This window comes from Pseudomonas frederiksbergensis, from assembly GCF_003732665.1.
Taxonomy (GTDB): domain Bacteria; phylum Pseudomonadota; class Gammaproteobacteria; order Pseudomonadales; family Pseudomonadaceae; genus Aquipseudomonas; species Aquipseudomonas frederiksbergensis_G.
Map to the genome: position 1 here is coordinate 1 of NZ_MOBP01000024.1, position 22,341 is coordinate 22,341.

Here is a 22,341-nt window from a genome sequence, read left to right on the forward strand (position 1 = left end):
AAAACGTAAAGGATGTCCCCGGTTTCGTTTGTAAAGGATGTTCCCGTTTCTACATCGCGAAGAACGATAACGCGGTCTAACGCTGCAACACCAAAATCCGCGACAACAACTCATCCCGATCCACATAACACCCCTGGAAATGCCGGGCGCCAGTAGCAGGATCGAACGCATTGCGCGCATGCAAGGTGCGGCGGTTGTCAAAGCACCACAACTCCCCCGGATTGAGCCGCGTCATCACCCGAAACCGCGCCTCGCGGGTCATGGCAATAAAGCGCCGATACGCCCGATATAGCGTGGGCATGTCGTCGATCGAAGCATCAAACGGCCCGCGCAGAAAGTTCGCCATGCGAATTTCCGACACTTGCCCCAACGCATCCAGCGCGATGATCGGCGCCAGGCAGCGGTAGTCGCTGTGGCGGTCCTTGTTGCGGAATTCCACGGGGATTTCACACAGGGCCCGGAACGACTCCGGGCTCTCCACTCGCAACGCCTGGGCAATGGCAAAACCGTCGACGAAAATACTCTCGCCACCCTCGGCGTCATTCACCAGGCAATGCAGAAATTGCAGCCCCGGTTGCAACTCCCGGGTCGGCAGATCGCTGTGCAGTGGCAGATTGAAAGCGGTGTAGGCGTTACTGTCGGCATCGGCCTTGGATTGCACGTTGAACAGCACGCCGAAATTGCTCTCGCGGATGAAAGAAATGCGCTGGGCGATCAGCTTCAACGAACCGGGTTCGGTGGGCACGCCGCGCACCTGGGTCAGGCCGATATCCCGCACTGCCAGCAGCCATTGCAGCAACGCGTCGTTGTCGTTCATCAATGCTTGATAGTCGAACACCGGCAACTGCAAATCGCTGTTCCACAATTTGGATTTCGGTTTGCCGGCCAAGCGTTCGGCGCGGGATTCGTCGTCGTAGGCGTGGGCGCGCAACCAGCCAGGATCGAAGCGACTGAGGTGGCCATCCTGCCAATCGACATGGAGGCAACCCTCGGTGTCGATTCGGGCCGCATTGGGTATCAGATTTTCCGCGACATCGACGATTTCCAGCACTTGTTCGCGGGTCACGCTGTAGACGCACAACGGGCACGGGCAGTTGTCCCGCAGCCATTGGTGATGGAAGGGGCTGACGCGGCCATCGGCCCAGGTCACCTGGACTCGGTCCGCCAGGGTTTGCACGGCGGTTAACGCGCTGATCAACGGGTAGGTGCGGAAGTCGGCAAAAGCGGCGGCGGTGTTCATGGCGATCTCCTTGTTATTTTTTTGGGGGCAGTGCGATCACTCGGCCAATGTAGTCAGGGGTAGGCAGGTCGGTTTGCTCGGCGACGATGGCTTGCAGCTTGCTCAGGGTTTCTTCGCTGAACGGCGCCGAGCGCGGGCCGGCGAGGTCGACGTGCAGCAGCATTTGCTCGTTGCCGGCCAGCTCCTTGTCACCGCCGACCAAATGCAGGCTGTGGTAGAGGTGCAGGCGTTTGCTGTCGTGGGCGATGATTTGCGTGCGGACCTCAACGTCGGCGTCGAGCTTCACCTCGTGCAGGTAGTTGAGGTGCAGTTCGAGGGTGAACAACGAGTTGCCGCTGGCTTCGCGGTTGTTGCTGTCCATGCCCAGGCGATCCATTAGCGCGTCGGTGGCGTAGCTGAAAATCAGCAGGTAGAAGGCATCGCGCAAGTGGCCGTTGTAGTCGACCCAGTCGGGGATGATTTTGGTTTGGTAGGTGGTGAGAGCGGGCATGATGATGTTTCCGAAATGGGTGGTGACTGGACTGCCGCCTTCGCGAGCAAGCCCGCTCCCACATGGGGTACGCATTCCAATGTGGGAGCGGGCTTGCTCGCGAAGGGGCCAGACCTGCTGACGCGTTACTCGCTGAAGGCCATCCCATGCTTCTCTTTGGTGGTCTTCACCGCCTCCAGCACCGCCAGCAGGCAATCATCACGATAGCGCTCCAGCGCCGAGATGCTGTGGCTGCCCAACTGATCGCTGGTGCCATCCACCACGTCATCAATCAATTTGTCGGTCAGCTCCGGCGCCGGTAGATAGGTCCAAGGCAATTGCAAAGCCGGGCCGAATTGCGCCATAAAGTGCCGCATGCCCGCATCGCCACCCGCCAGGGTGTAGGTCAGGAACGTGCCCATGAACGACCAGCGCAGGCCCGCGCCGAAGCGAATCGCGTCATCGATTTCGCCGGTGGTCGCCACGCCGTCATTGACCAGGTGCAGCGCCTCGCGCCACAGCGCTTCGAGCAAGCGGTCGGCAATAAACCCGGGCACTTCCTTGCGCACATGCAGCGGGCGCATGCCCAAGGATTCGTAGACTTTGATCGCCGCTTGAATCGCTTCCGGCGCGGTGTTCTTGCCGCCGACCACTTCCACCAGCGGCAACAGGTAAACCGGGTTGAACGGATGCCCGACCACGCAGCGTTCCGGGTGGGTCGAGCCTTCATAGAATTCGCTCGGCAACAGCCCCGAGGTGCTGGAGCCGATCAGTGCATTGGGCTTGGCCGCCGCGCTGATTTTGCCGTGCAATTCCAGTTTCAGCTCCAGACGTTCCGGGGCGCTTTCCTGGATGAAATCCGCGTCGCGCACGCATTCTTCAATGGTCGCGACAAAGCGCAGGCGATCTTGCGAGGCGCCGGGGGCCAGGCCTTGTTTCTCCAGCGCGCCCCAGGCATTGGCGACACGCTTGCGCAGCGCCGCTTCGGCACCGGGCGCCGGGTCCCAGGCCACCACGTCGAGGCCATGGGCGAGGGCGCGGGAGACCCAACCGCTGCCGATGACACCGCTGCCCAGCGCGGCGAAGGTTTTGATTTCGGTGATAAAGCTCATGGCGTCGTCCTGAATGAATTCGGTGATCCCTGTGGGGCTGGGCTTGTGTGGCGAGGGGGCTTGCCCCCGTTGGGCCGCGAAGCGGCCCCAAAACCTGCAACCGCGGTATGCCAGGCATACCGCATGCAATGGTTTACGACTGCTTCGCAGCCGAACGGGGTGGTGCGGCATTCCGACAAGCCCCCTCGCCACACAAGCCCGCTCCCACAGGTTGAATGTGTGGTGTGGTTTAACCGCGCTTGGTCAGGCCCATTTTTGCCCGGCCTTCCGCTGGCGTCAGGACGCGGGCGCCGAGGCGGCTGAGGATTTCGCTGGCGCGCTCCACCAGTTGGCCGTTGGTCGCCAGTACGCCTTTGTCCAGCCACAAGTTGTCTTCCAGCCCGACCCGCACGTTGCCGCCCAGCAGCACCGCTTGCGCCGCCATGGGCATTTGCATGCGACCGATACCGAACCCGGCCCAGACCGCGTCGGCCGGCAGGTTGTCGACCATGGCTTTCATGGTGGTGGTGTCGGCCGGCGCGCCCCACGGGATGCCCAGGCACAGTTGGAACAGCGGGTTGTCGAGCAAGCCTTCCTTGATCATCTGCTTGGCGAACCACAGGTGACCGGTGTCGAAGATTTCCAGCTCGGCCTTCACGCCCAGCTCTTGAATGCGTTTGGCGCCAGCCCGCAGCTGCGCTGGAGTGGAGACGTAAATCGTGTCGCCATCGCCGAAGTTCAGGGTGCCGCAATCGAGGGTGCAGATTTCCGGCAGCAGTTCTTCGACGTGAGCCAGACGGGTCAGCGGACCGACCAGGTCGGTGTTCGGGCCGAACTCCATCGGGTTCTCGCCGCCGCCGATTTCCAGGTCGCCGCCCATGCCGGCGGTGAGGTTGACGATGATGTCCACGTCCGCCTCGCGGATGCGCTCCATCACTTCGCGGTACAGCGCGACGTCACGGCTGAACTTGCCGGTTTCGGGATCGCGAACGTGGCAATGGACCACCGTGGCGCCGGCCTTGGCGGCTTCCACGGCAGCGGCCGCGATTTGTTTCGGGGTGACCGGCACGTGTGGGCTTCTGGCGGTCGTGTCGCCAGCACCGGTGAGTGCGCAGGTGATGATGACGTCGTGGTTCATGAGGCGGGTTCCTTGCAGGCGTGATGAGTCCGTTCGCAGCCCGTTCGGGCTGCGATTCGGTGGTTCAATCGGGTTTATTTACTGGTCAATGACAGGTTTTCAGCCGCTGGTTTGCCATCGAAAGTCGTCACACCTTCGAGCCAGCGTTGCTTGTCTTGCGGGTGATCTTTGAGCCATTGCTTGGCCGACTCGAAGGCGTCCTTGTGATCCAGCAGCGGCTGCATCATCCGGCTCTCGTCTTCGGCGGTGTAGGTCAGGTTGCTCAGTAAGCGGCTGACGTTGGGGCATTGTTCGGCGTATTTCGGCGCAGTGACGGTCCAGACCGTGGCCATGCCTTCGTTCGGGCCCAGGGCGTCTTCGCTGCCGGTGAGGTAAGTCATTTTCACGTTGACGTTCATCGGATGCGGCGCCCAGCCGAAGAACACCACGGCCTCGTTGCGGCGCACGGCGCGGTCCACGGCGGCGAGCATGCCGGCCTCGCTGGACTCGACCAACTGGAACTTGCCCAGGCCAAACTGGTTCTTGGCAATCATCGCCTTGATCTGGGTGTTGGCGCCCGAGCCAGGCTCGATGCCGTAAATCTTGCCGCCCAGTTCTTTTTCAAACTTGGCGATGTCGGCGAAGGTTTTCAGGCCCTTGTCGGCGAGGTAAGTCGGGACGGCGAGGGTGGCGCGGGCGTCTTTCAGGCTTGGAGCCTCAAGCACCTTGACCTGATTGGCCGCGACGAACGGGGTGATGGTCTGGGTCATCAGCGGGTTCCAGTAGCCCAGGAACAGGTCCAGGCGCTGGTCGCGGATCCCGGCGAAGATGATTTGCTGGGACGCACTGGTTTGTTTGGTGTTGTAGCCGAGGCCATCGAGCAATACCTGAGTCATGGCGCTGGTGGCGATCACATCGGTCCAGTTCACTACACCCATGCGCACGTTCTGGCACGCGGCGGGGTCGGCGGCCATGACACTGGCGCTCAAGAAAGCAGTACCGCTGAGTGCAAGAACACAGCTGCTGATCAGTCGTTTCATGGTGGGTTCCTCGGCAGGTCGTTATTGTGGGTTCCGGCGTCTTCATGCGCGGTGATGACCAAGTTACGCAGCTAAGCCCCCGTACAAACGCACTGCGGCGACCAGCTCTTGCACTGCAGCGACCTGAGCTCTTGAATGAGGGCCACAAGTGGCGTATCAACGACCACACGCTACCGCCCTCACGTTACCTGCCAGTCGAGTGCGCTCCATGTCCCAGGATTTCTACTTCATGTTGATGCCGGGTTTCTCGGCCATCGGTTTTATCTCGGCCATCGAGCCGCTGCGGGTCGCCAATCGCTTTCGCGGCGAGTTGTATCGCTGGCATGTATTAAGTGCTGATGGCGGCGCGGTTCTGGCCAGCAACGGCATGTCGGTGAACGCCGATGCGGCGCTGGAACCGCTGAAGAAAGGTGCGACGCTGTTGGTGGTCGCTGGTTTCGAACCGCTGAAATTTGCCACCCCGGCCCTGGAACACTGGCTGCGCCGACTGGACAACGAAGGCGTGACCCTCGGCGCCATCGACACCGGCAGCTTCGTCCTCGCCGAAGCCGGCCTGCTCGACGGCCATCGCTTGACCCTGCATTGGGAAGCCATCGACGCCTTCAAGGAATCTTATCCACAGCTCAGCGTCACCCAGGAGCTGTTCGAGATCGACCGCCGACGCATCACCTCCGCGGGCGGCACCGCGTCCATCGACCTGATGCTCGACCTCATCGCCCAAGCCCACGGCCCGGAACTGGCGATCCAGGTCAGCGAACAATTCGTACTCGGGCGCATCCGCCCGCGCAAAGACCACCAACGCATGGAAGTCGCCACGCGCTATGGCATCAGCAACAAGAAGCTGGTGCATGTGATTGGCGAGATGGAACAACACAGCGAACCGCCGCTGAGCACGCTGGCGTTGGCGGAGTCGATCAAAGTCACCCGGCGGCAGTTGGAGCGGTTGTTTCGCCTGCACCTGAACGACACGCCGAGCAACTTTTATCTGCGGCTACGGCTGGAGAAGGCGCGGCAGTTGTTGCGTCAGACGGATATGAGCGTGCTGGAAGTGAGCATTGCGTGCGGGTTTGAATCGCCGTCGTATTTCACCCGCAGCTATCGGGCGCGGTTTGAGCGGTGTCCGCGGGAGGATCGGCGTACCGCCAAGGCATGAACCCGACACAAAACCAATGTGGGAGCGGGCTTGCTCGCGAATGCGGCGAATCCGTCGGCAAATGCATCGACTGATACACCGCATTCGCGAGCAAGCCCGCTCCCACATTTGATCTTCATTGTCTGGAAGAGAGGATTATTTCTTCATCAGCGCCGAACACGCCGCTTTATAAGCTTCATGCTGATACTTGTTCAGCGTCCCCGGCAGCTCGAAATTGTGCTTTTTAGCCTGGGCATTGATCGTCTGCGGCGACAGCAGCGTCACCTCGCAATTCTCCAACAGCTGAAAAACCCCCTCGATCTTGAACGTCGTCGGCCCACCGGCAAACTCACCCTTCTTGCTGCGCTTCTTGATCGCAATCCGGTCAATGGAATTCTCCCGCACAAACGACGCGACCTGAGCGGCGAAGACTTTCACGTTCGCGGCCTCGTCGTCATCGTCCAGGGCGATTTTCTTGGTGGCCAGGGCGACGTGGCTCAGCGCCTGACCGTCGAGAGAGGCCACGGCGATGATCGCTTCGCTGCCTTTGATTTCGATGCCGCAGATGTTCATTGGATATTCCTTAACGAGCTGATGGCGGACAGCTTACAACTCAAGCTGATCGGCGTTGATGCCAAATGCAGGGGCGATTGTCTCGCGAGTGGTCAGATGGTAAAAATAAAAGGAAAAGTTACTCTTTTTAAAAGACTATATATTGCCTATTAATCTTTATTTATTCGTATTGTGGTCCAAATGATGCCTTTTAAAAATTAACCGCTTTTGGCGCTGCTACACTTGCTCACATTCCCAATGAGGTTGAAGCGTGGCCCTTACCCATATCCTCTACTCCCCTGGAGAGCTCGCCTTACAGATTGCCGGAAATGCCAAGCGTCTAAGGCTCAGCAAAAACCTGTCGAGGCGTACTCTCGCGCAAAAGTCTGGAGTGCCTGAGTCCAACATCAAGCGTTTTGAAACCACCGGCAAGATTTCACTCGATGGATTGCTCCTAATTGCGATCTGCCTGGGGGTTGAAGAGCCGCTGACGAGTTTGTTTGCGTCCACTCAATCTCTAACGCTTCAAGAACTGAAAAACTACGAAAGGACACGTGGCCGCCAATGAAATCCGTCAAGGCACTCAGCGTCATGCTTAAGGAATCGAGAGTCGGCGAGTTGGTTGCGATTCCTCGTCAGGGCCTGTTTTTTTCCTACGATCCGGGTTGGTTGGCGAAGGGGTTCAATCTGGCCCCGTTTCATATGGACTTTTCTATCAATCCGCAGAAAGCCGCCGATTTGGCGCTGTTTGACGGCCTGCACGGTGCTTTTAGCGATTCTCTGCCGGATGGCTGGGGTCTGCTGTTGATGGATCGGTTCTTTCGCAGTCAATTGGGCGTTGATCGCCACGCGATAGGACCGCTGGATCGTCTTGCCTATATGGGTAATCGAAGCATGGGCGCGCTTGAGTACGTTCCAATGTTCGAAGCCGTTGAAGCAGACGAAGACCTCGATCTGGCCGCGCTCTTTGAGGCATCACAAACCATACTTTCCGGCAGCACCGACGAGGTCATCACGTCGCTGCGACTGGCGGGTGGTTCCCCCGGAGGTGCCAGACCCAAAGCAGTTATCGGTCTGTCACCAGACAAGTCTCGCGCCGTTTCTTCGTTCGGCGAAATGCCCAAGGGATATGAGCACTGGTTGATCAAATTTCGCTGCGAAGAAGAGCATCGCGATAGCGGTGCCATCGAGCAGGTGTACGCTCTTATGGCACGTAGAGCAGGGGTCGAGATTTCCGAGTCGAAACTGTTTCAGGTGGAAACCGCCAGGGGGGCAGAGCAATTCTTCGCCACGAAACGGTTTGACCGAGAGGCAGGCTCCAAGCGCCATATGCTCACCGCTGCGGCTATTTTGTACGCCGACTTCCGTACGCCAAGCCTTGATTACAGTGATTTGCTGCGAGCAACTTGGGCCATGACCCGGGATGCGACCGAGGTCGAGAAAATGGCCCGATTGATGGTATTCAATGCTCTTGCCCATAATCGTGACGACCACGCGAAAAATTTCTCTTTTTTTGGCGGCCAGGATGGCTGGAAAATGGCCCCCGCTTACGACCTGACGTTTTCCAGCACCGGCGGGCGTGGTAACGAGCACACCACGGCATTCGCTGGCAGAGGCAAGCCCTCACGCAAGGCCCTCATAGAGGTGTGCAAACCTTTCAGCTTTCTCGAGCCCGAAAGCTACATTGAGCAGACGCTGGATGCTTTTTCAGAATGGGGCACCTGTTGCGCTGATCTAGGGATTGATAAACCGCAGAGACAGAAGCTGCTAACCATTCTTGAGTCATTGTGGCAAACGCTCTAACGCCTCACTCCTGCGAAATCGACTCCAAAAACTCCGACCGCTCATCACTCATCCGCGCCACGCAATCATTTTGCGCAATGGTGAATGCCTTGCTACCACTCGTCGCCGGAAACGCTTCCACCGCGCAATCCGCATCACGGGTTTTCAGCCATTGCTGTTGAGCGACTTTGAGTTTTTCCGTGATGTCAGCCAATTGCGCCTTGTTCTTGGCGTAAACCGACTGCAGGCGTTCGTTCAGCCCCTGATAGTTTTCTTTGAGCAGTTGTTCGGCGGTGGTTCTGCTGTAGGCCGAGCATTCCAGGGTCTGGACGTCGTTTTCGACGGCATCGCAGGGGTTGTTGTCGGACTCTTCCGCCGCCTGTAAGCCGGTCGCTATCAGTGCCAAAGCCAGGAACATCGTTTTCATTGCATAGCCCCACATTCCAGTAATGCCGCGAATTCTGGCCCATGCGCAGGCCCTTGAACAGGTGCGTGATCGGTCGCGGCGACGACCCTTTGTCGCGGATTGACGCTTTCGGCAAACCCCCTGTCGTTTTTGCACCCGGCTGCCCCGGTGCTCAGGCATATGCTGGCCCCAAAGCGCCGGCACACGATTCGGCGCACGAATCGCTAATAGGGGACAGCCTGATGAGCCCAGCCGAATTGCACGCCGACAGCATCGTTATCGACGGGCTGATTATCGCCAAGTGGAACCGCGAGCTGTTTGAAGACATGCGCAAGGGCGGTCTGACCGCGGCCAACTGCACCGTGTCGGTGTGGGAGGGCTTCCAGGCCACCGTCAACAATATCGCCGCCAGCCAGAAGCTGATCCGCGAGAACAGCGACCTGGTGATTCCAGTGCGCACCACCGCCGATATCCGCAAGGCCAAGGAGCAGGGCAAGACCGGCATCCTCTTCGGCTTCCAGAATGCCCACGCGTTTGAAGACCAGATCGGCTATGTCGAGGTGTTCAAGCAGCTCGGCGTCGGTATCGTGCAGATGTGCTACAACACCCAGAACCTGGTCGGCACCGGTTGCTACGAGCGCGATGGCGGCCTGTCGGGCTTCGGTCGTGAAATCGTCGCCGAGATGAACCGCGTCGGCGTCATGTGCGACCTGTCCCACGTCGGTTCCAAGACCTCCGAAGAAGTCATTCTCGAGTCCAAGAAGCCGGTCTGCTACTCCCACTGCCTGCCGTCGGGTCTGAAAATCCACCCGCGCAACAAATCCGATGAAGAACTGAAGTTCATCGCCGACCACGGCGGTTTCGTCGGTGTGACCATGTTCGCGCCGTTCCTGGCCAAGGGCATCGATTCGACCATCGACGACTACGCCGAAGCCATCGAATACACCATGAACATCGTCGGCGAAGACGCCATCGGCATCGGCACCGACTTCACCCAGGGCCATGGCCAGGACTTCTTCGAATACCTGACCCATGACAAGGGCTACGCCCGCCGCCTGACCAGCTTCGGCAAGATCATCAACCCACTGGGCATCCGCACCGTCGGCGAGTTCCCGAACCTGACCGAAACCCTGCTCAAGCGCGGCCACTCCGAGCGCGTGGTCCGCAAGATCATGGGCGAGAACTGGGTCAACGTCTTGAAAGACGTCTGGGGCGAATAAGCCACCGCATTTCTGAATCCTTTCCCCCGGCCGTCCGCGCCGGGGGCAACACCCCAATTTTTCTGGAGTTAAGTTTCCATGGCCAAGATCGCCCCGCAATTGCCAATCGAAGTCGACAGCGAAACCGGTGTCTGGACCTCCGACGCCCTGCCGATGCTGTACGTACCGCGTCACTTCTTCGTCAACAACCACATGGGTATCGAGGAAGTGCTGGGCGCTGAAGCCTACGCCGAGATCCTCTACAAGGCCGGCTACAAATCCGCCTGGCACTGGTGTGAAAAAGAAGCTGAATGCCACGGCCTGGAAGGCGTCGCGGTGTTCGAGCACTACATGAAACGCCTGTCGCAGCGCGGCTGGGGCCTGTTCAAGATCCAGGACATCGACCTCGACAAAGGCACCGCCAGCGTCAAGCTCGAACACTCGGCCTTCGTCTACGTGTACGGCAAGGTCGGGCGCAAGGTCGACTACATGTTCACCGGTTGGTTTGCCGGTGCCATGGACCAGATTCTTGAGGCTCGCGGCAGCAAGATTCGCACGGTTGCCGAGCAAGTCTACGGTGGCTCCGAAGAAGGCCACGACGACGGTTTGTTCACCGTCAAGCCGTTGTAAGTCGAGGAACCCGCCATGGCTTTCGAAGCAATGTTCCAGCCGATCCAGATCGGCAAACTGACTATCCGCAACCGCGTGCTCAGCACCGCGCACGCCGAGGTCTACGCGACCGACGGCGGCATGACCACCGACCGGTACGTCAAGTATTACGAAGAGAAAGCCAAGGGCGGGATCGGCCTGGCGATTTGCGGCGGTTCCTCCAGTGTGGCCATCGACAGCCCGCAAGGCTGGTGGAAGTCGGTCAACCTGGCCGACGACCGGATCATCCCGCACTTCCAGAACCTGGCCGATGCCATGCACAAGCATGGCGCCAAGATCATGATCCAGATTACCCACATGGGCCGTCGTTCCCGTTGGGACGGCGAGCACTGGCCGACCCTGTTGTCGCCGTCGGGCATCCGTGAACCGGTGCACCGTGCGACCTGCAAAACCATCGAACCGGAAGAAATCTGGCGGGTGATCGGCAACTACGCCACGGCGGCTGGCCGCGCCAAAGCCGGTGGCCTGGACGGCGTTGAACTGTCGGCGGTGCACCAGCACATGATCGACCAGTTCTGGAGCCCTCGCGTCAACAAACGCACCGACGAATGGGGCGGCAGCTTCGAAAACCGCATGCGTTTCGGTCTGGAAGTGTTGAAGGCTGTGCGCAAGGAAGTCGGCGACGATTTCTGCGTTGGCATCCGTCTGTGCGGTGATGAATTCCACCCGGACGGCTTGTCCCACGAAGACATGAAACAGATCGCCAAGTACTACGACGACACCGGCATGATCGACTTCATCGGCGTGGTCGGCTCGGGTTGCGACACCCACAACACCCTGGCCAACGTTATCCCGAACATGAGTTATCCACCGGAGCCATTCCTGCACTTGGCCGCCGGGATCAAGGAAGTGGTCAAGGCCCCGGTGCTGCACGCGCAGAACATCAAGGACCCGAACCAGGCCACGCGGATTCTGGAGGGTGGCTACGTGGACATGGTCGGCATGACCCGCGCCCACATCGCCGACCCGCACCTGATCGCCAAGATCAAAATGGGCCAGGTCGACCAGATCAAACAATGCGTCGGCGCCAACTACTGCATCGACCGTCAGTACCAAGGCCTGGACGTGCTGTGCATCCAGAACGCCGCGACTTCCCGTGAATACATGGGCGTGCCGCACATCATCGAGAAATCGACCGGTGTGAAGCGCAAAGTCGTGGTGGTCGGTGCCGGTCCTGCGGGGATGGAAGCGGCGCGTGTGTCGGCTGAACGTGGCCACGACGTGACCCTGTTCGAGAAGAAAGAATTCATTGGCGGGCAGATCACCACCGCGTCGAAAGCCCCGCAACGGGACCAGATTGCCGGTATCACTCGCTGGTTCCAGCTGGAATTGGCACGTCTGAAAGTCGACCTGCGCCTGGGCGTGGCCGCCGATGCGGCGACTATTCTCGACCTGCGTCCGGATGTGGTGGTGCTCGCCGTCGGCGGCCATCCATTCCTGGAGCAGAACGAACACTGGGGCGCGGCTGAAGGGCTGGTGGTCAGCAGTTGGGACATCCTCGACGGCAAGGTTGCGCCGGGCAAGAACGTGCTGGTCTACGACACCATTTGCGAATTCACCGGGATGTCCACCGCGGACTTCCTCGCCGACAAGGGCAGCCAGGTCGAGATCGTCACCGACGACATCAAGCCGGGCGTGGCGATTGGCGGCACGTCGTTCCCGACCTACTACCGCAGCATGTACCCGAAAGAAGTGATCATGACCGGCGACATGATGCTGGAGAAGGTCTACCGCGAAGGCGACAAGTTGGTGGCGGTGCTGGAAAACGAATACACCGGCGCCAAAGAGGAGCGGGTGGTGGACCAGGTCGTCGTCGAAAACGGCGTGCGTCCGGACGAAGAAATCTATTACGCGCTGAAGGAAGCGTCGCGCAACAAGGGCCAGATGGACATCGAAGCCCTGTTCGCGATCAAGCCGCAGCCATCGCTGAGCCAGGCGGGTGACGGCTACTTGCTGTTCCGCATCGGCGACTGCGTGGCCCAGCGCAACACACACGCGGCGATCTACGACGCGTTGAGGCTCTGTAAGGATTTCTAAGGCTTGCACATAACCCTGTGGGAGCGGGCTTGCTCGCGAAAGCGGTGGGTCAGACGACATCGATGTTGAATGTCAGTCCGTCTTCGCGAGCAAGCCCGCTCCCACAGGAACCGAGTAAGGCATCTCGACCTGCATGACCCCGAGGTCTTTGGGAGCTCCACATGTTGAACACCCTTCTTCCAATTCTGCTGTTCGCTGCCCTGGGCCTGGCTGTCCTGGGCGCGTTGCGGCGGGTGAATATGTGGCGCCGGGGCCGGGCCTCGAAGGTCGACCTGATCGGCGGCCTGCTCGCCATGCCCAAGCGCTACATGGTCGATTTGCACCACGTCGTCGCGCGGGACAAATACATCGCCAACACCCACGTGGCCACGGCCGGCGGGGCGGTGGCGTCGATTGTGCTGGCGATCCTGGTTCACGGTTTTGGCCTGCACAGCCGCATTCTCGGTTTCGCCCTGTTGATCGCCTCGGCGGTGATGTTCGGCGGGGCGATTTTCATGTTCCTGCGCCGTCGCAATCCACCGGCGCGTCTGTCCAAAGGGCCGTGGATGCGTTTGCCGAAAAGCCTGTTGGCGTTCTCGGCGAGTTTCTTCCTGTTGACCCTGCCGGTCGCCGGCATCCTTCCGGAAAACTTCGGCGGATGGGTAGTAGCTGCGATTCTCGGCGTCGGCGTGCTGTGGGGCGTGAGCGAGTTGTTCTTCGGCATGACCTGGGGCGGGCCGATGAAGCACGCCTTCGCCGGTGCCCTGCACCTGGCCTGGCACCGTCGCGCCGAACGCTTCGGCGGTGGTCGATCCACCGGTTTGAAACCCCTGGACCTCAACGACCCGACCGCGCCACTGGGCGTGGAAAAACCCAAGGATTTCACCTGGAACCAACTGCTCGGCTTCGACGCCTGCGTGCAGTGCGGTAAATGCGAAGCAGCATGCCCAGCCTTCGCCGCCGGCCAACCGCTGAACCCGAAAAAACTGATTCAAGACATGGTGGTCGGCCTCGCTGGCGGCACCGACGCCAAGTTCGCTGGCAGTCCCTATCCGGGCAAAGCCATCGGTGAACACGCCGGTAATCCACATCAACCGATCGTCAACGGTCTGGTAGACGCCGAAACCCTGTGGTCCTGCACCACCTGCCGCGCCTGCGTCGAGGAATGCCCGATGATGATCGAGCACGTCGATGCCATCGTCGACATGCGCCGCCATCTGACCCTGGAACTTGGCGCCACGCCAAACAAAGGCGCCGAAGTCCTGGAAAACCTGATCGCCACCGACAACCCGGGCGGCTTCGCCCCGGGCGGGCGGATGAACTGGGCGGCGGATTTGAACCTGAATCTGATGAGCGAGAAGAAGTCCGTCGACGTGCTGTTCTGGGTCGGCGACGGTGCCTTCGACATGCGCAACCAACGCACCTTGCGCGCCTTCGTCAAAGTGCTGAAAGCGGCCAAGGTCGATTTCGCGGTACTCGGTCTTGAAGAGCGCGACAGCGGTGACGTGGCCCGGCGTCTGGGCGACGAAGCGACGTTCCAATTGTTGGCCAAGCGCAACATCCAGACCCTGGCCAAATACAGCTTCAACCGCATCGTCACCTGCGACCCCCACAGCTTCCACGTGCTGAAAAACGAGTACGGCGCCTTCGACGGCCACTACCTCGTGCAGCATCACAGCACCTACATGGCCGAGATCATCGGCGCTGGCGCTCTGAACCTCGGCCAGCACAAAGGCAGCAGCGTGACCTATCACGATCCGTGCTACCTCGGTCGCTACAACGGCGAATACGAGGCGCCGCGTGAAGTGCTGCGCGCCCTAGGGATTGAAGTGAAGGAAATGCAACGTTCCGGTTTCCGCTCGCGCTGCTGCGGCGGCGGTGGCGGGGCGCCGATCACCGACATTCCGGGCAAGCAACGGATCCCCGACATGCGCATGGACGACATCCGCGAAACCGGCGCCGAACTGGTGGCCGTGGGTTGCCCGCAGTGCACCGCGATGCTCGAAGGCGTGGTCGAACCCCGTCCGCTGATCAAGGACATCGCCGAACTGGTGGCCGACGCGTTGCTCGAAGACGCGGCACCGAGCAAGCCGACCACCCCGGCCAAACGTGAACCTGCGGAGGCCCACTGATGAGCGACATTATCCGCCGCGACCCCCGCGCCGAATGGATTGCCCGTAACCGCTTGCACCCGCTGCACGCGGCGATGCAACCGGCGCAACACAGCTGGATGGGGCCCAACGGCGTCATCCGCAAGAACCTGCATGGCATCGGGTTTATCGGCCCCAACGGCATCAAACGCATCGACCGCAGTGGCGCGCAGCAGGGCGGGGCGACCAAACGTTCAGCCGCCGTTGAAGTGCAACTGCCGCTGCATCAAGTGCCTGCGCCAGCGTTCTACATCAGCGTGGTGCCGGACATGGTCGGTGGCCGCCTGAGCAGTCACGACCGCGATTTGCTCGGCCTCGCTCACCAGTTGGCGGGCAAGGACGGCGCGGTGTTGGCCGTGATTTTCGGCGAACACAAGGAAAACGCCTTCGCCACCGCAGGCGTCGATCGCTTGCTGGTGCTTGAGGGTGATCAATTCAACGGTTATGCACCGGAACAACGAGTCCAGGGCCTGCGGGCTGTGGATAACCAGTTCAGCCCCCGTCACTGGTTGCTGCCGGACAGTCGCAGCGGTGGCGGCGAACTCGGTCGACGTTTTGCCGCGACGTTGGGCGAACGCCCGGCCACGCGGGTCTGGCAGGTCAAGGATCAGGAATGCATTGGCCGCGCCGGTGCTGGCCTGCAAGACCTTGCGCGTCCGGTTGCACGTTTGATTCTGGCCGCCGTCGAATGCGCCGAGCCGGTCAGTGAAACCCGTCACGAAGCCTTGCCGGTGGAGTTATCCACAGCCGTGGTGCGCAGTCTGTCGCGTATCGAGGATCTGGGCGCGGTGGCGGTGGATCCGGCGGCGATTCCAATGGCCGAAGCCGAGTTCATCTTCTCCGGCGGCAACGGGGTCAAGGACTGGGGACTTTTCCACAGGACGGCCGAAGCCTTGGGCGCGACCGAAGGTGCGTCGCGGGTGGCGGTGGACGATGGTTTCATGGCTCGCGACCGTCAGGTCGGCGCGTCCGGCACCTGGGTCACCGCACGGGTCTACGTGGCCGTGGGGATTTCCGGGGCGATCCAGCACCTGCAAGGCATCGGTGCCTGCGACAAGGTGGTGGCGATCAACCTCGACCCAGGCTGCGACATGATCAAACGGGCCGACCTGTCGGTGATCGGCGAGAGCGCCGAGATTCTTCAAGCCTTGATCAATGCGATAGCGGCTTATCGCAACGACGCCAAGCGCGATGCGGCTTAAGGGAAGGAAAGGGTCATGAGTACAAAAGTCATCAGCCTGGTGTCCATCGGCGCCCACCCGACCTCCGGCCGGCCACGCCGCGCCGAGCAGGATGCACGCGCCGTAGAACTGGGCCTGCAACTGGCTGGGGATAACCTGCAAGTGCTGCATGCCGGCGATGTCGCTGAACCGGCGCTGCGTGCCTATCTGGGCATGGGCCTGGAACAACTGCATGTGCTGGAACAACCGGAAGGCGCTGATGCGCTGCCGGCGTTGACGGCTTATTTGCGTGATGCCGGAGCCCAAGTGGTGCTGACCGGCAGCCAGGCGGAAACCGGTGAAGGCTCGGGCATGTTGCCGTTTTTGCTGGCGGAAAGTCTCGGCTGGCCGCTGGTGGTGGGGTTGGCTCAAGTCGAATCCATCGACGGTAATTCGGCCTTGGTGCTGCAAGCCTTGCCCCGTGGTCAGCGTCGTCGCTTGAAAGTGCGGCTGCCGTTTCTGGCGACTGTGGATAACGCCGCGCCGAAGCCTCGGCAAAGCGCCTACGGCCCGGCTCGGCGTGGGGTGTTGCAGGCCGATGAAGTTGAAGTCATTGACGATGCATTGCTGGCGGTCGCGACCCTGCAACCGGCCAAGCCACGGCCCAAGCGCCTGAAAGTGATCAAGGCCAAAAGCGGCGCTGATCGCATGAAAGCCGCGACGGCCAAGGCCAGTGGGGGCGGTGGGCAAGTGCTTAAAGGCGTGACCGCGCAAGCGGGGGCTGAAGCGATTCTCAAGTTGCTGATCGAAGAAGGCGTCGTCCGCTAACGCATAACCCGCGCACATCTAAATCATGTGGGAGTGGGCTTGCTCGCGAAGACGGAGTGTCAGTCGCTATCGATGTTGCCTGACACTCCGTCTTCGCGAGCAAGCCCGCTCCCACAAAGGGAAAACAATGACTGTTGAATTTCGTTCGGCCCTGCGCGCGGATGCGCGGGAGATTGCTCGTTTGTTTCAGATTTCATCGGAGGGCGCGGCGGATTACATCTGGAGTCAACTGGCCCGGCCCGGCCAGGATCTGCTGGACGTGGGCGCCAGTCGCTACGCCCGTGAAGGCGTCGATTTCTCCTACCAGAATTGCCTGATCGCCCAGGCCGGAGGCGAAGTTGTCGGCATGCTGCACAGCTACGTGATGCGTCACGACCCGCTGGCCGCGCCTGTCACCGATCCAGTGCTGGCGCCGTACGCGACGATGGAAATTCCCGACACCCTCTACATCTCCAGCCTGGCGCTGCACGAAGGCTGGCGTAATCAGGGCCTGGGCCAACAGTTTCTCGCCTACGCCTACGACCGCGCCAATCAGTTGGGGCTCAACGGCTTGAGCCTGATCGACTACGCCGCCAACACCGGCGCCCGGCGGTTTTATGAGCGACATGGGTTTCGGATCGTTGATACCTGCCAGATCACGCCGCATCCGATGATTCGGGTGACGGGGGAGGCCTATCTGATGTACCGCCCGTAAAGCCGAACCAAACCCCCTGTAGGAGCAAAGCTTGCTCGCGAAGAGGCCATCACGTTCAACATTGATGTCGCCCGATTTACCGCTATCGCGAGCAAGCTCGCTCCCACAATGGATAGGCGGTGTGCAAACCATTTGTGATCGACATAGACCCCCTGTGGGAGCGAGCTTGCTCGCGATGACGGACAGACATTCAACATCATTGCTGCCTGATATACCGCTTTCGCGAGCAAGCTCTGCTCCTACAGGTAGAGGAACATAAGAAGTTTGTAGATTTATGCACAATCCCTGTTAGCGCTTCTGTGGATAACATGTTCGCCCTTCGCTGCACCCCACGCCAATCAAGCCCTGCAACCCTCCGTACAAAAAACAACCAGCCTAACTTACGGTTTTTTCGGGCTTTTTCCCGAGGATAACGTTGCCCAAGCGCCAATACTTGCCCCCAATCTCTGTTGGCGCTTCTGTGGATAAGATGTTTGCTGTCCGCTGCAAGCCATATAAACCGGGCTTATCAGGCGTCTGATCAAAAAACGATCAAATCGCTGCTTTGATCAACAAAATCTCTCGAAACCCCCGATTTATCGTAGCTCCAAGGGGTTTTCCACAGATTCGCCAAAGTTGCCCCCAAAGTCTGTTGGCGCTTCTGTGGATAAGGTGTTCGCCATCCTCTGCAAGCCAGGTAAAATGTGCCCTGTAAGCTTTCGATCAAAAAACAGCCAATTGCTGTTCAGAACCGTGCTTCTGGATAAGTCACGGTTTTTCTTGGTTATTTATCAAGAGAATTCCTGACAAACCCACACTTGTCCCCATTAGCTGTGGATAACTTGTTCGCTAAACCCTGCAAGCCACGCCGCTTATAGTCCCGAACGCGATAGATCAGATTTCGTACAGTTCTAAGGCACTTCCTTGACTTCAATCTGTCGCGTGTCTTCACTAACCAGTTACAAAAGGACAGCCGTCACTTATCCACATCTGGTTCAGGGAGAACGCGTGATGGATATCCAGCCACACCGCCCCCACCCCATTCCCTGTACGACCTGCGTCCCGGCCGTCGCGACTTCGCTGCGTAAGCGAATCCATCGTCGGGCCGCCAATCAGCGTGCGCGCCTATAGCGCCTGACTTTTTCCAATGACACCGCTGGCTGCCGCCGAATCCGTTCGGTGGCCAGGTACTCGTTCGCCCATTGATTGCAGGCAACCGCAGAGTTGCCCCATCAGCCTGAGAGGAAAAGAACCATGACCCGGATCGCTACGCCCATCAGCGACATCAAGGAACACTACGACGTGATTGTTATCGGCTCCGGCTATGGCGGCGGGATTGCGGCTTCGCGCCTGTCCCGGGCCGGCAAGCGGGTGTGCCTGCTGGAGCGCGGGCGGGAGATGCAGCCCGGCGAATACCCCAACACCATGATTGCGGCCACCGAGGAATTGCAGGTGCATGACCCGGACGGCCATATCGGCTCGCGCACCGGGTTGTTCGACCTGCACGTCAACGCCCAGCAGAACGTGGTGGTCGGTTGTGGCTTGGGCGGCACTTCGCTGATCAACGCCAACGTGGCCCTGGAACCGGAGCCCGGTGTGTTCGACGACCAGCGCTGGCCCCTGGCGGTGCGCGAACATCGCGACACCTTGCTCAAGGACGGTTACGCCCGGGCCCGGGAAATGCTTAAACCGATGCCGTACCCCAGCACTTCGCCGGTGTTGCCCAAACTCGAAGCCAACAAAAAGTCAGCGGATTACCTCAAGCAAGGCGCGCACTTCTACCGGCCGCCGATCAACGTGACCTTCGACAAACTGCCGAACAACCTCAACCACGTCGGCGTCGAGCAACTGCCGTGCAACAACTGTGGCGACTGCGTTTCGGGCTGTAACAACAAGGCCAAGAACACCACGTTGATGAATTACCTGCCGGACGCCTGGAACCACGGTGCGGAGATTTTCTGCCAGGCCGAGGTGCGGCATCTGGAGCGCGACGGCGATGGCTGGATCGTGCACTTCCAATATCTCGATAGCGGGCGTGAAAAGTTCTCGGCGCCGACGTTGTTCGTCAAAGCCGACATCGTGGTGGTGTCCGCCGGCACCCTCGGCTCCACGGAAATCCTCCTGCGCTCCAGGGACAAAGGCTTGTCCACGTCCAACCAGCTCGGCGAAAACATGAGCGGCAACGGCGACATCCTCGGTTTCGGCCACAACTGCGAACAGCCGATCAACGGCATCGGTTTCGGCGCCCACCCGGCCAAAGAGCTGCACCCGGTGGGCCCATGCATCACCTCGATCATCGACATGCGCACCGAAGGCGACTGGCGCAGCCGCATGGTCATCGAAGAAGGCTCGATCCCCGGCGCCCTCGGCCGGCCGATGGTGCCGAGCATGGCCGGGTTCGCCGAGCTGATCGGTGTGCCAACCGACGACAGCTTCACCGGCAAGCTGAAATACAAGGAGCGCGAAGCCGAAAGCTTCCTGCGTGGCCCGTATTACGGCGCGCTGCACAACATGCAGACCTACCTGATCATGAGTCACGACGACGGCAAGGGCCGGATGGTGCTCGACAGCAAGGATCAACTGCGCATCGATTGGCCAGGCGTCGGCGAGCAGGAGAACGTCAAACTCGGCAACGAGCGCCTGCACCTGAGCACCAAGGCGCTGGGCGGGATCTGGGTCGAGAATCCGATCTGGACCAAGCTGCTCAAGCACAGCATCGTTTCGGTCCACCCGTTGGGCGGTTGCGTGATGGGTGAGGACGCGGGGCAGGGCGTGGTCAATCACAAGGGCCAGGTGTTCAGCGGTGCCAGTGGCACTGACGTGTACGCCGGGTTGTACGTGACCGACGGCGCGGTGATCCCGACGTCCCTGGCGGTCAATCCGCTGCTGACGATCTCGGCAGTGAGCGAGCGCAACATGGGTTTGCTGGCGGCCGATCGCGGTTGGAAGATTGACTACACGCTACCTTCGGCACCACGCAAACAAGTGGCGCCGCCGACCCTCGGCGTGCAGTTCACCGAAACCATGAAGGGCTACTTCTCCAAGGACTTCACCCAGGCCCAGGGCACCGATCTGCCGTTGTATGAGACGGCAGCCAAACGCGGCGAATCGGAAAACTCACCCATCGAGTTCACCTTGACCATCACCGCCAACGACCTCAACCGCATGATCAAGGAACCGGAACACGCTGCCACTCTGGTCGGCACGCTGAATGCGCCGGGCCTGTCGCCGCAGCCACTGACCGCCAGCAACGGCGTGTTCAACCTGTTCGAGCAGTTCGAAGAACAGGTCGGCGTGCGCCACATGAAATACGACATGAAACTGACCGCCGAGGACGGTCACGACTACTTTTTCAGTGCCTTCAAAACCGTGCCCGAAGACAACGGCGTGCTGAACATCTGGCACGACACCAGCACCCTCTACGTCACGCTGTATAACGGGCCGGACAAGACTGGCGCGGTGATCGGCTCAGGCGTCATGCACATCCACCCGACCGACTTCGCCAAGCAAATGACCACCATGAAAGTGCTCAACGCCCGCAACGAGCGCGAGCGCATCGAAGGCCTGGCGCGGTTCGGCAAATTCTTCGCCGGTATTCTCTGGGAGAGCTACGGCGGGGTGTTCGCCGGCGATATCTACTTCAACCCGGACGCGCCACCACGGCTGAAACGACCGCTGGATGCGCCAACGCCGAGCGTGCATTTCTTCCAGACCGAGGACAACGTCGAACTGCGCCTGACCCGCTATCAGGGCGGAACCAAAGGCCCGGTGATGCTGGTGCACGGCCTGGGCGTGGGCTCGAATATTTTCTCCACCGACACCATCCAGACCAACCTCCTGGAATACCTGTGCAAGCACGAGTACGACGTGTGGCTGCTGGATTTGCGGGTGAGCATCCTGCTGCCGGCGAGCAAGAGGGAATGGAACGGCGACCAGATCGCCCAGTACGACTTCAAGGCGGCCATCGCGCAAATCCAGCAAGCGACAAAGGCTGCCGATGTGCAATGCGTGGTGCATTGCTACGGCGCGACGACGTTCTTCATGTCGCTGCTGGCCGGGTTGCAAGGGGTGCGCTCGGTGGTCTGTTCGCAGATTGCGGCGGATACCGTGGTAGCGACGGCGACGGGGCTGAAGGCCGGGTTGCACTTGCCGGGGATGCTCGATGTGCTCGGGGTCAAATCCCTGACTGCTTATGCCGACAACAAGGAGAACTGGTTCAACAAACTCTACGACAAAGCCCTCAACGGCTATGCCCGGATCGAAGCCCAGGGCTATTGCACCAACCCGGTGTGCCACCGCATCACCTTCATGTATGCGTCGCTGTACCGCCACGACACCCTCAACGAAACCTTGCACGACAACCTGCACGAACTGTTCGGCGAGTCGAACATGCAGACCTTCGAGCACCTGGCGCTGATCGTGCGCAAAGGCCATTTGGTGAACTTCAAGGGTGAGGACGTGTACATGTCGCACTTCGATCGGCTGAGCATGCCGATCTGTTTCATCAGCGGCGCGGACAACCAGTGCTACCTGCCGGAAAGCACGCTCAAGACCTATGAGCGAGTGTGCAAGGTCCATGGGCCGGAAAACTACAGCCGGCACGTGGTGCCGGGCTACGGCCACATCGACTGCATGTTCGGCAAGGATGCGGTGGTCGATGTGTATCCGATCATCCTGCAACACCTGGAGAAGACCGCTATCGGCTAGCACCTATCACCTGTGGGAGCGGGCTTGCGTGGCGAGGGGGCTTGCCCCCGTTGGGTCGCGAAGCGGCCCCAAAACCAGTGAATGCGGTCTAACAGGAAAAACCGCATCTG

General features: G+C 60.3%; 18 protein-coding genes. 11 read left to right on the forward strand and 7 right to left on the reverse strand.

The window, feature by feature from the left end; genetic code table 11:
- Positions 1–76 precede the first annotated feature (76 nt).
- The 5 genes from BK665_RS31435 to choX all read right to left on the reverse strand — a co-directional run bounded on the left by BK665_RS31435 (position 77) and on the right by choX (position 4,957).
- Complete coding sequence (locus tag BK665_RS31435) at positions 77–1,240, reverse strand: gamma-butyrobetaine dioxygenase (RefSeq protein WP_123410362.1); 1,164 nt, start codon at positions 1,238–1,240, stop codon at positions 77–79.
- A gap of 13 nt (positions 1,241–1,253) precedes the next feature.
- Positions 1,254–1,730: a thioesterase family protein gene (locus BK665_RS31440; protein WP_123410363.1), complete on the reverse strand. Its 477-nt coding sequence runs from the start codon at positions 1,728–1,730 to the stop codon at positions 1,254–1,256.
- Positions 1,731–1,855: 125 nt separating this feature from the next.
- Positions 1,856–2,821 carry an L-carnitine dehydrogenase gene (locus tag BK665_RS31445; protein ID WP_123410364.1) on the reverse strand — a complete coding sequence of 322 codons (966 nt, stop codon included), beginning with the start codon at positions 2,819–2,821 and terminating at the stop codon, positions 1,856–1,858.
- A gap of 229 nt (positions 2,822–3,050) precedes the next feature.
- Entirely contained in the window at positions 3,051–3,938 is an 888-nt protein-coding gene (gene cdhC, locus BK665_RS31455) for a 3-dehydrocarnitine:acetyl-CoA trimethylamine transferase CdhC (protein ID WP_123410365.1), read from the reverse strand.
- Between the two features lie 74 nt (positions 3,939–4,012).
- Entirely contained in the window at positions 4,013–4,957 is a 945-nt protein-coding gene (gene choX / locus BK665_RS31460; protein ID WP_123410366.1) for a choline ABC transporter substrate-binding protein, read from the reverse strand.
- Positions 4,958–5,165: 208 nt separating this feature from the next.
- Between choX and BK665_RS31465 the strand changes: the two genes are divergently transcribed.
- Positions 5,166–6,110 carry a GlxA family transcriptional regulator gene (locus tag BK665_RS31465; RefSeq protein ID WP_123410367.1) on the forward strand — a complete coding sequence of 315 codons (945 nt, stop codon included), beginning with the start codon at positions 5,166–5,168 and terminating at the stop codon, positions 6,108–6,110.
- A gap of 135 nt (positions 6,111–6,245) precedes the next feature.
- On the opposite strand, the gene BK665_RS31470 is transcribed toward BK665_RS31465, so the two are convergent.
- The gene (locus BK665_RS31470) at positions 6,246–6,662 is read right to left on the reverse strand and encodes a DUF3010 family protein (protein WP_123410368.1); all 417 of its coding nucleotides are present in this window, start codon (positions 6,660–6,662) and stop codon (positions 6,246–6,248) included.
- A 250-nt stretch (positions 6,663–6,912) separates the two neighbouring features.
- Here BK665_RS31470 and BK665_RS31475 point away from each other — a divergent pair, with 250 nt between their 5' ends.
- Together BK665_RS31475 and BK665_RS31480 are read left to right on the forward strand one after the other, a co-directional pair.
- Positions 6,913–7,209 carry a helix-turn-helix domain-containing protein gene (locus BK665_RS31475; RefSeq protein ID WP_123410369.1) on the forward strand — a complete coding sequence of 99 codons (297 nt, stop codon included), beginning with the start codon at positions 6,913–6,915 and terminating at the stop codon, positions 7,207–7,209.
- Positions 7,206–8,444, forward strand: coding sequence for a type II toxin-antitoxin system HipA family toxin (locus tag BK665_RS31480; protein ID WP_123410370.1), 1,239 nt, complete (start codon positions 7,206–7,208; stop codon positions 8,442–8,444). The genes BK665_RS31475 and BK665_RS31480 overlap by 4 nt, the downstream gene beginning before the upstream one ends.
- A 4-nt stretch (positions 8,445–8,448) precedes the next feature.
- Here BK665_RS31480 and BK665_RS31485 read toward each other — a convergent pair whose 3' ends face one another.
- Positions 8,449–8,850: a lysozyme inhibitor LprI family protein gene (locus tag BK665_RS31485; protein ID WP_123410371.1), complete on the reverse strand. Its 402-nt coding sequence runs from the start codon at positions 8,848–8,850 to the stop codon at positions 8,449–8,451.
- 221 nt (positions 8,851–9,071) lie between these two features.
- Between BK665_RS31485 and BK665_RS31495 the strand changes: the two genes are divergently transcribed.
- The 8 genes from BK665_RS31495 (at position 9,072) to BK665_RS31535 (ending at position 22,231) form a co-directional block, all read left to right on the forward strand.
- Positions 9,072–10,049 (forward strand): dipeptidase, encoded by a 978-nt coding sequence (locus BK665_RS31495; protein WP_008033250.1) that lies wholly within the window; start codon positions 9,072–9,074, stop codon positions 10,047–10,049.
- Between the two features lie 78 nt (positions 10,050–10,127).
- Positions 10,128–10,658 carry a DUF5943 domain-containing protein gene (locus tag BK665_RS31500; protein WP_008083165.1) on the forward strand — a complete coding sequence of 177 codons (531 nt, stop codon included), beginning with the start codon at positions 10,128–10,130 and terminating at the stop codon, positions 10,656–10,658.
- Positions 10,659–10,673: 15 nt separating this feature from the next.
- Positions 10,674–12,734 (forward strand): dimethylglycine demethylation protein DgcA, encoded by a 2,061-nt coding sequence (gene dgcA / locus BK665_RS31505; RefSeq protein WP_123410373.1) that lies wholly within the window; start codon positions 10,674–10,676, stop codon positions 12,732–12,734.
- Between the two features lie 161 nt (positions 12,735–12,895).
- Positions 12,896–14,845 carry a dimethylglycine demethylation protein DgcB gene (dgcB, locus tag BK665_RS31510; RefSeq protein ID WP_123410374.1) on the forward strand — a complete coding sequence of 650 codons (1,950 nt, stop codon included), beginning with the start codon at positions 12,896–12,898 and terminating at the stop codon, positions 14,843–14,845.
- A complete protein-coding gene (gene etfA / locus BK665_RS31515) occupies positions 14,845–16,065 on the forward strand; it encodes an electron transfer flavoprotein subunit alpha (RefSeq protein WP_123410375.1) in 1,221 nt (406 codons plus the stop codon). The genes dgcB and etfA overlap by 1 nt, the downstream gene beginning before the upstream one ends.
- Positions 16,066–16,080: 15 nt before the next feature.
- Positions 16,081–16,851: an electron transfer flavoprotein subunit beta gene (gene etfB / locus BK665_RS31520; RefSeq protein ID WP_123410376.1), complete on the forward strand. Its 771-nt coding sequence runs from the start codon at positions 16,081–16,083 to the stop codon at positions 16,849–16,851.
- Between the two features lie 127 nt (positions 16,852–16,978).
- Positions 16,979–17,545 (forward strand): GNAT family N-acetyltransferase, encoded by a 567-nt coding sequence (locus BK665_RS31525; protein ID WP_123410377.1) that lies wholly within the window; start codon positions 16,979–16,981, stop codon positions 17,543–17,545.
- A 1,233-nt stretch (positions 17,546–18,778) separates the two neighbouring features.
- Positions 18,779–22,231 carry an alpha/beta fold hydrolase gene (locus tag BK665_RS31535; protein ID WP_123410378.1) on the forward strand — a complete coding sequence of 1,151 codons (3,453 nt, stop codon included), beginning with the start codon at positions 18,779–18,781 and terminating at the stop codon, positions 22,229–22,231.
- Positions 22,232–22,341: the final 110 nt, after the last annotated feature.

Excerpts from the sequence above, each read along its gene's own strand:
- BK665_RS31435 (WP_123410362.1), bottom strand. The coding sequence starts at position 1,240 with ATGAACACCGCCGCCGCTTTTGCCGACTTCCGCACCTACCCGTTGATC.
- BK665_RS31440 (WP_123410363.1), bottom strand. The coding sequence starts at position 1,730 with ATGCCCGCTCTCACCACCTACCAAACCAAAATCATCCCCGACTGGGTC.
- BK665_RS31445 (WP_123410364.1), bottom strand. The coding sequence starts at position 2,821 with ATGAGCTTTATCACCGAAATCAAAACCTTCGCCGCGCTGGGCAGCGGT.
- cdhC (WP_123410365.1), bottom strand. The coding sequence starts at position 3,938 with ATGAACCACGACGTCATCATCACCTGCGCACTCACCGGTGCTGGCGAC.
- choX (WP_123410366.1), bottom strand. The coding sequence starts at position 4,957 with ATGAAACGACTGATCAGCAGCTGTGTTCTTGCACTCAGCGGTACTGCT.
- BK665_RS31465 (WP_123410367.1), top strand. The coding sequence starts at position 5,166 with ATGTCCCAGGATTTCTACTTCATGTTGATGCCGGGTTTCTCGGCCATC.
- BK665_RS31470 (WP_123410368.1), bottom strand. The coding sequence starts at position 6,662 with ATGAACATCTGCGGCATCGAAATCAAAGGCAGCGAAGCGATCATCGCC.
- BK665_RS31480 (WP_123410370.1), top strand. The coding sequence starts at position 7,206 with ATGAAATCCGTCAAGGCACTCAGCGTCATGCTTAAGGAATCGAGAGTC.
- BK665_RS31485 (WP_123410371.1), bottom strand. The coding sequence starts at position 8,850 with ATGAAAACGATGTTCCTGGCTTTGGCACTGATAGCGACCGGCTTACAG.
- BK665_RS31495 (WP_008033250.1), top strand. The coding sequence starts at position 9,072 with ATGAGCCCAGCCGAATTGCACGCCGACAGCATCGTTATCGACGGGCTG.
- BK665_RS31500 (WP_008083165.1), top strand. The coding sequence starts at position 10,128 with ATGGCCAAGATCGCCCCGCAATTGCCAATCGAAGTCGACAGCGAAACC.
- dgcA (WP_123410373.1), top strand. The coding sequence starts at position 10,674 with ATGGCTTTCGAAGCAATGTTCCAGCCGATCCAGATCGGCAAACTGACT.
- dgcB (WP_123410374.1), top strand. The coding sequence starts at position 12,896 with ATGTTGAACACCCTTCTTCCAATTCTGCTGTTCGCTGCCCTGGGCCTG.
- etfA (WP_123410375.1), top strand. The coding sequence starts at position 14,845 with ATGAGCGACATTATCCGCCGCGACCCCCGCGCCGAATGGATTGCCCGT.
- etfB (WP_123410376.1), top strand. The coding sequence starts at position 16,081 with ATGAGTACAAAAGTCATCAGCCTGGTGTCCATCGGCGCCCACCCGACC.
- BK665_RS31525 (WP_123410377.1), top strand. The coding sequence starts at position 16,979 with ATGACTGTTGAATTTCGTTCGGCCCTGCGCGCGGATGCGCGGGAGATT.
- BK665_RS31535 (WP_123410378.1), top strand. The coding sequence starts at position 18,779 with ATGACCCGGATCGCTACGCCCATCAGCGACATCAAGGAACACTACGAC.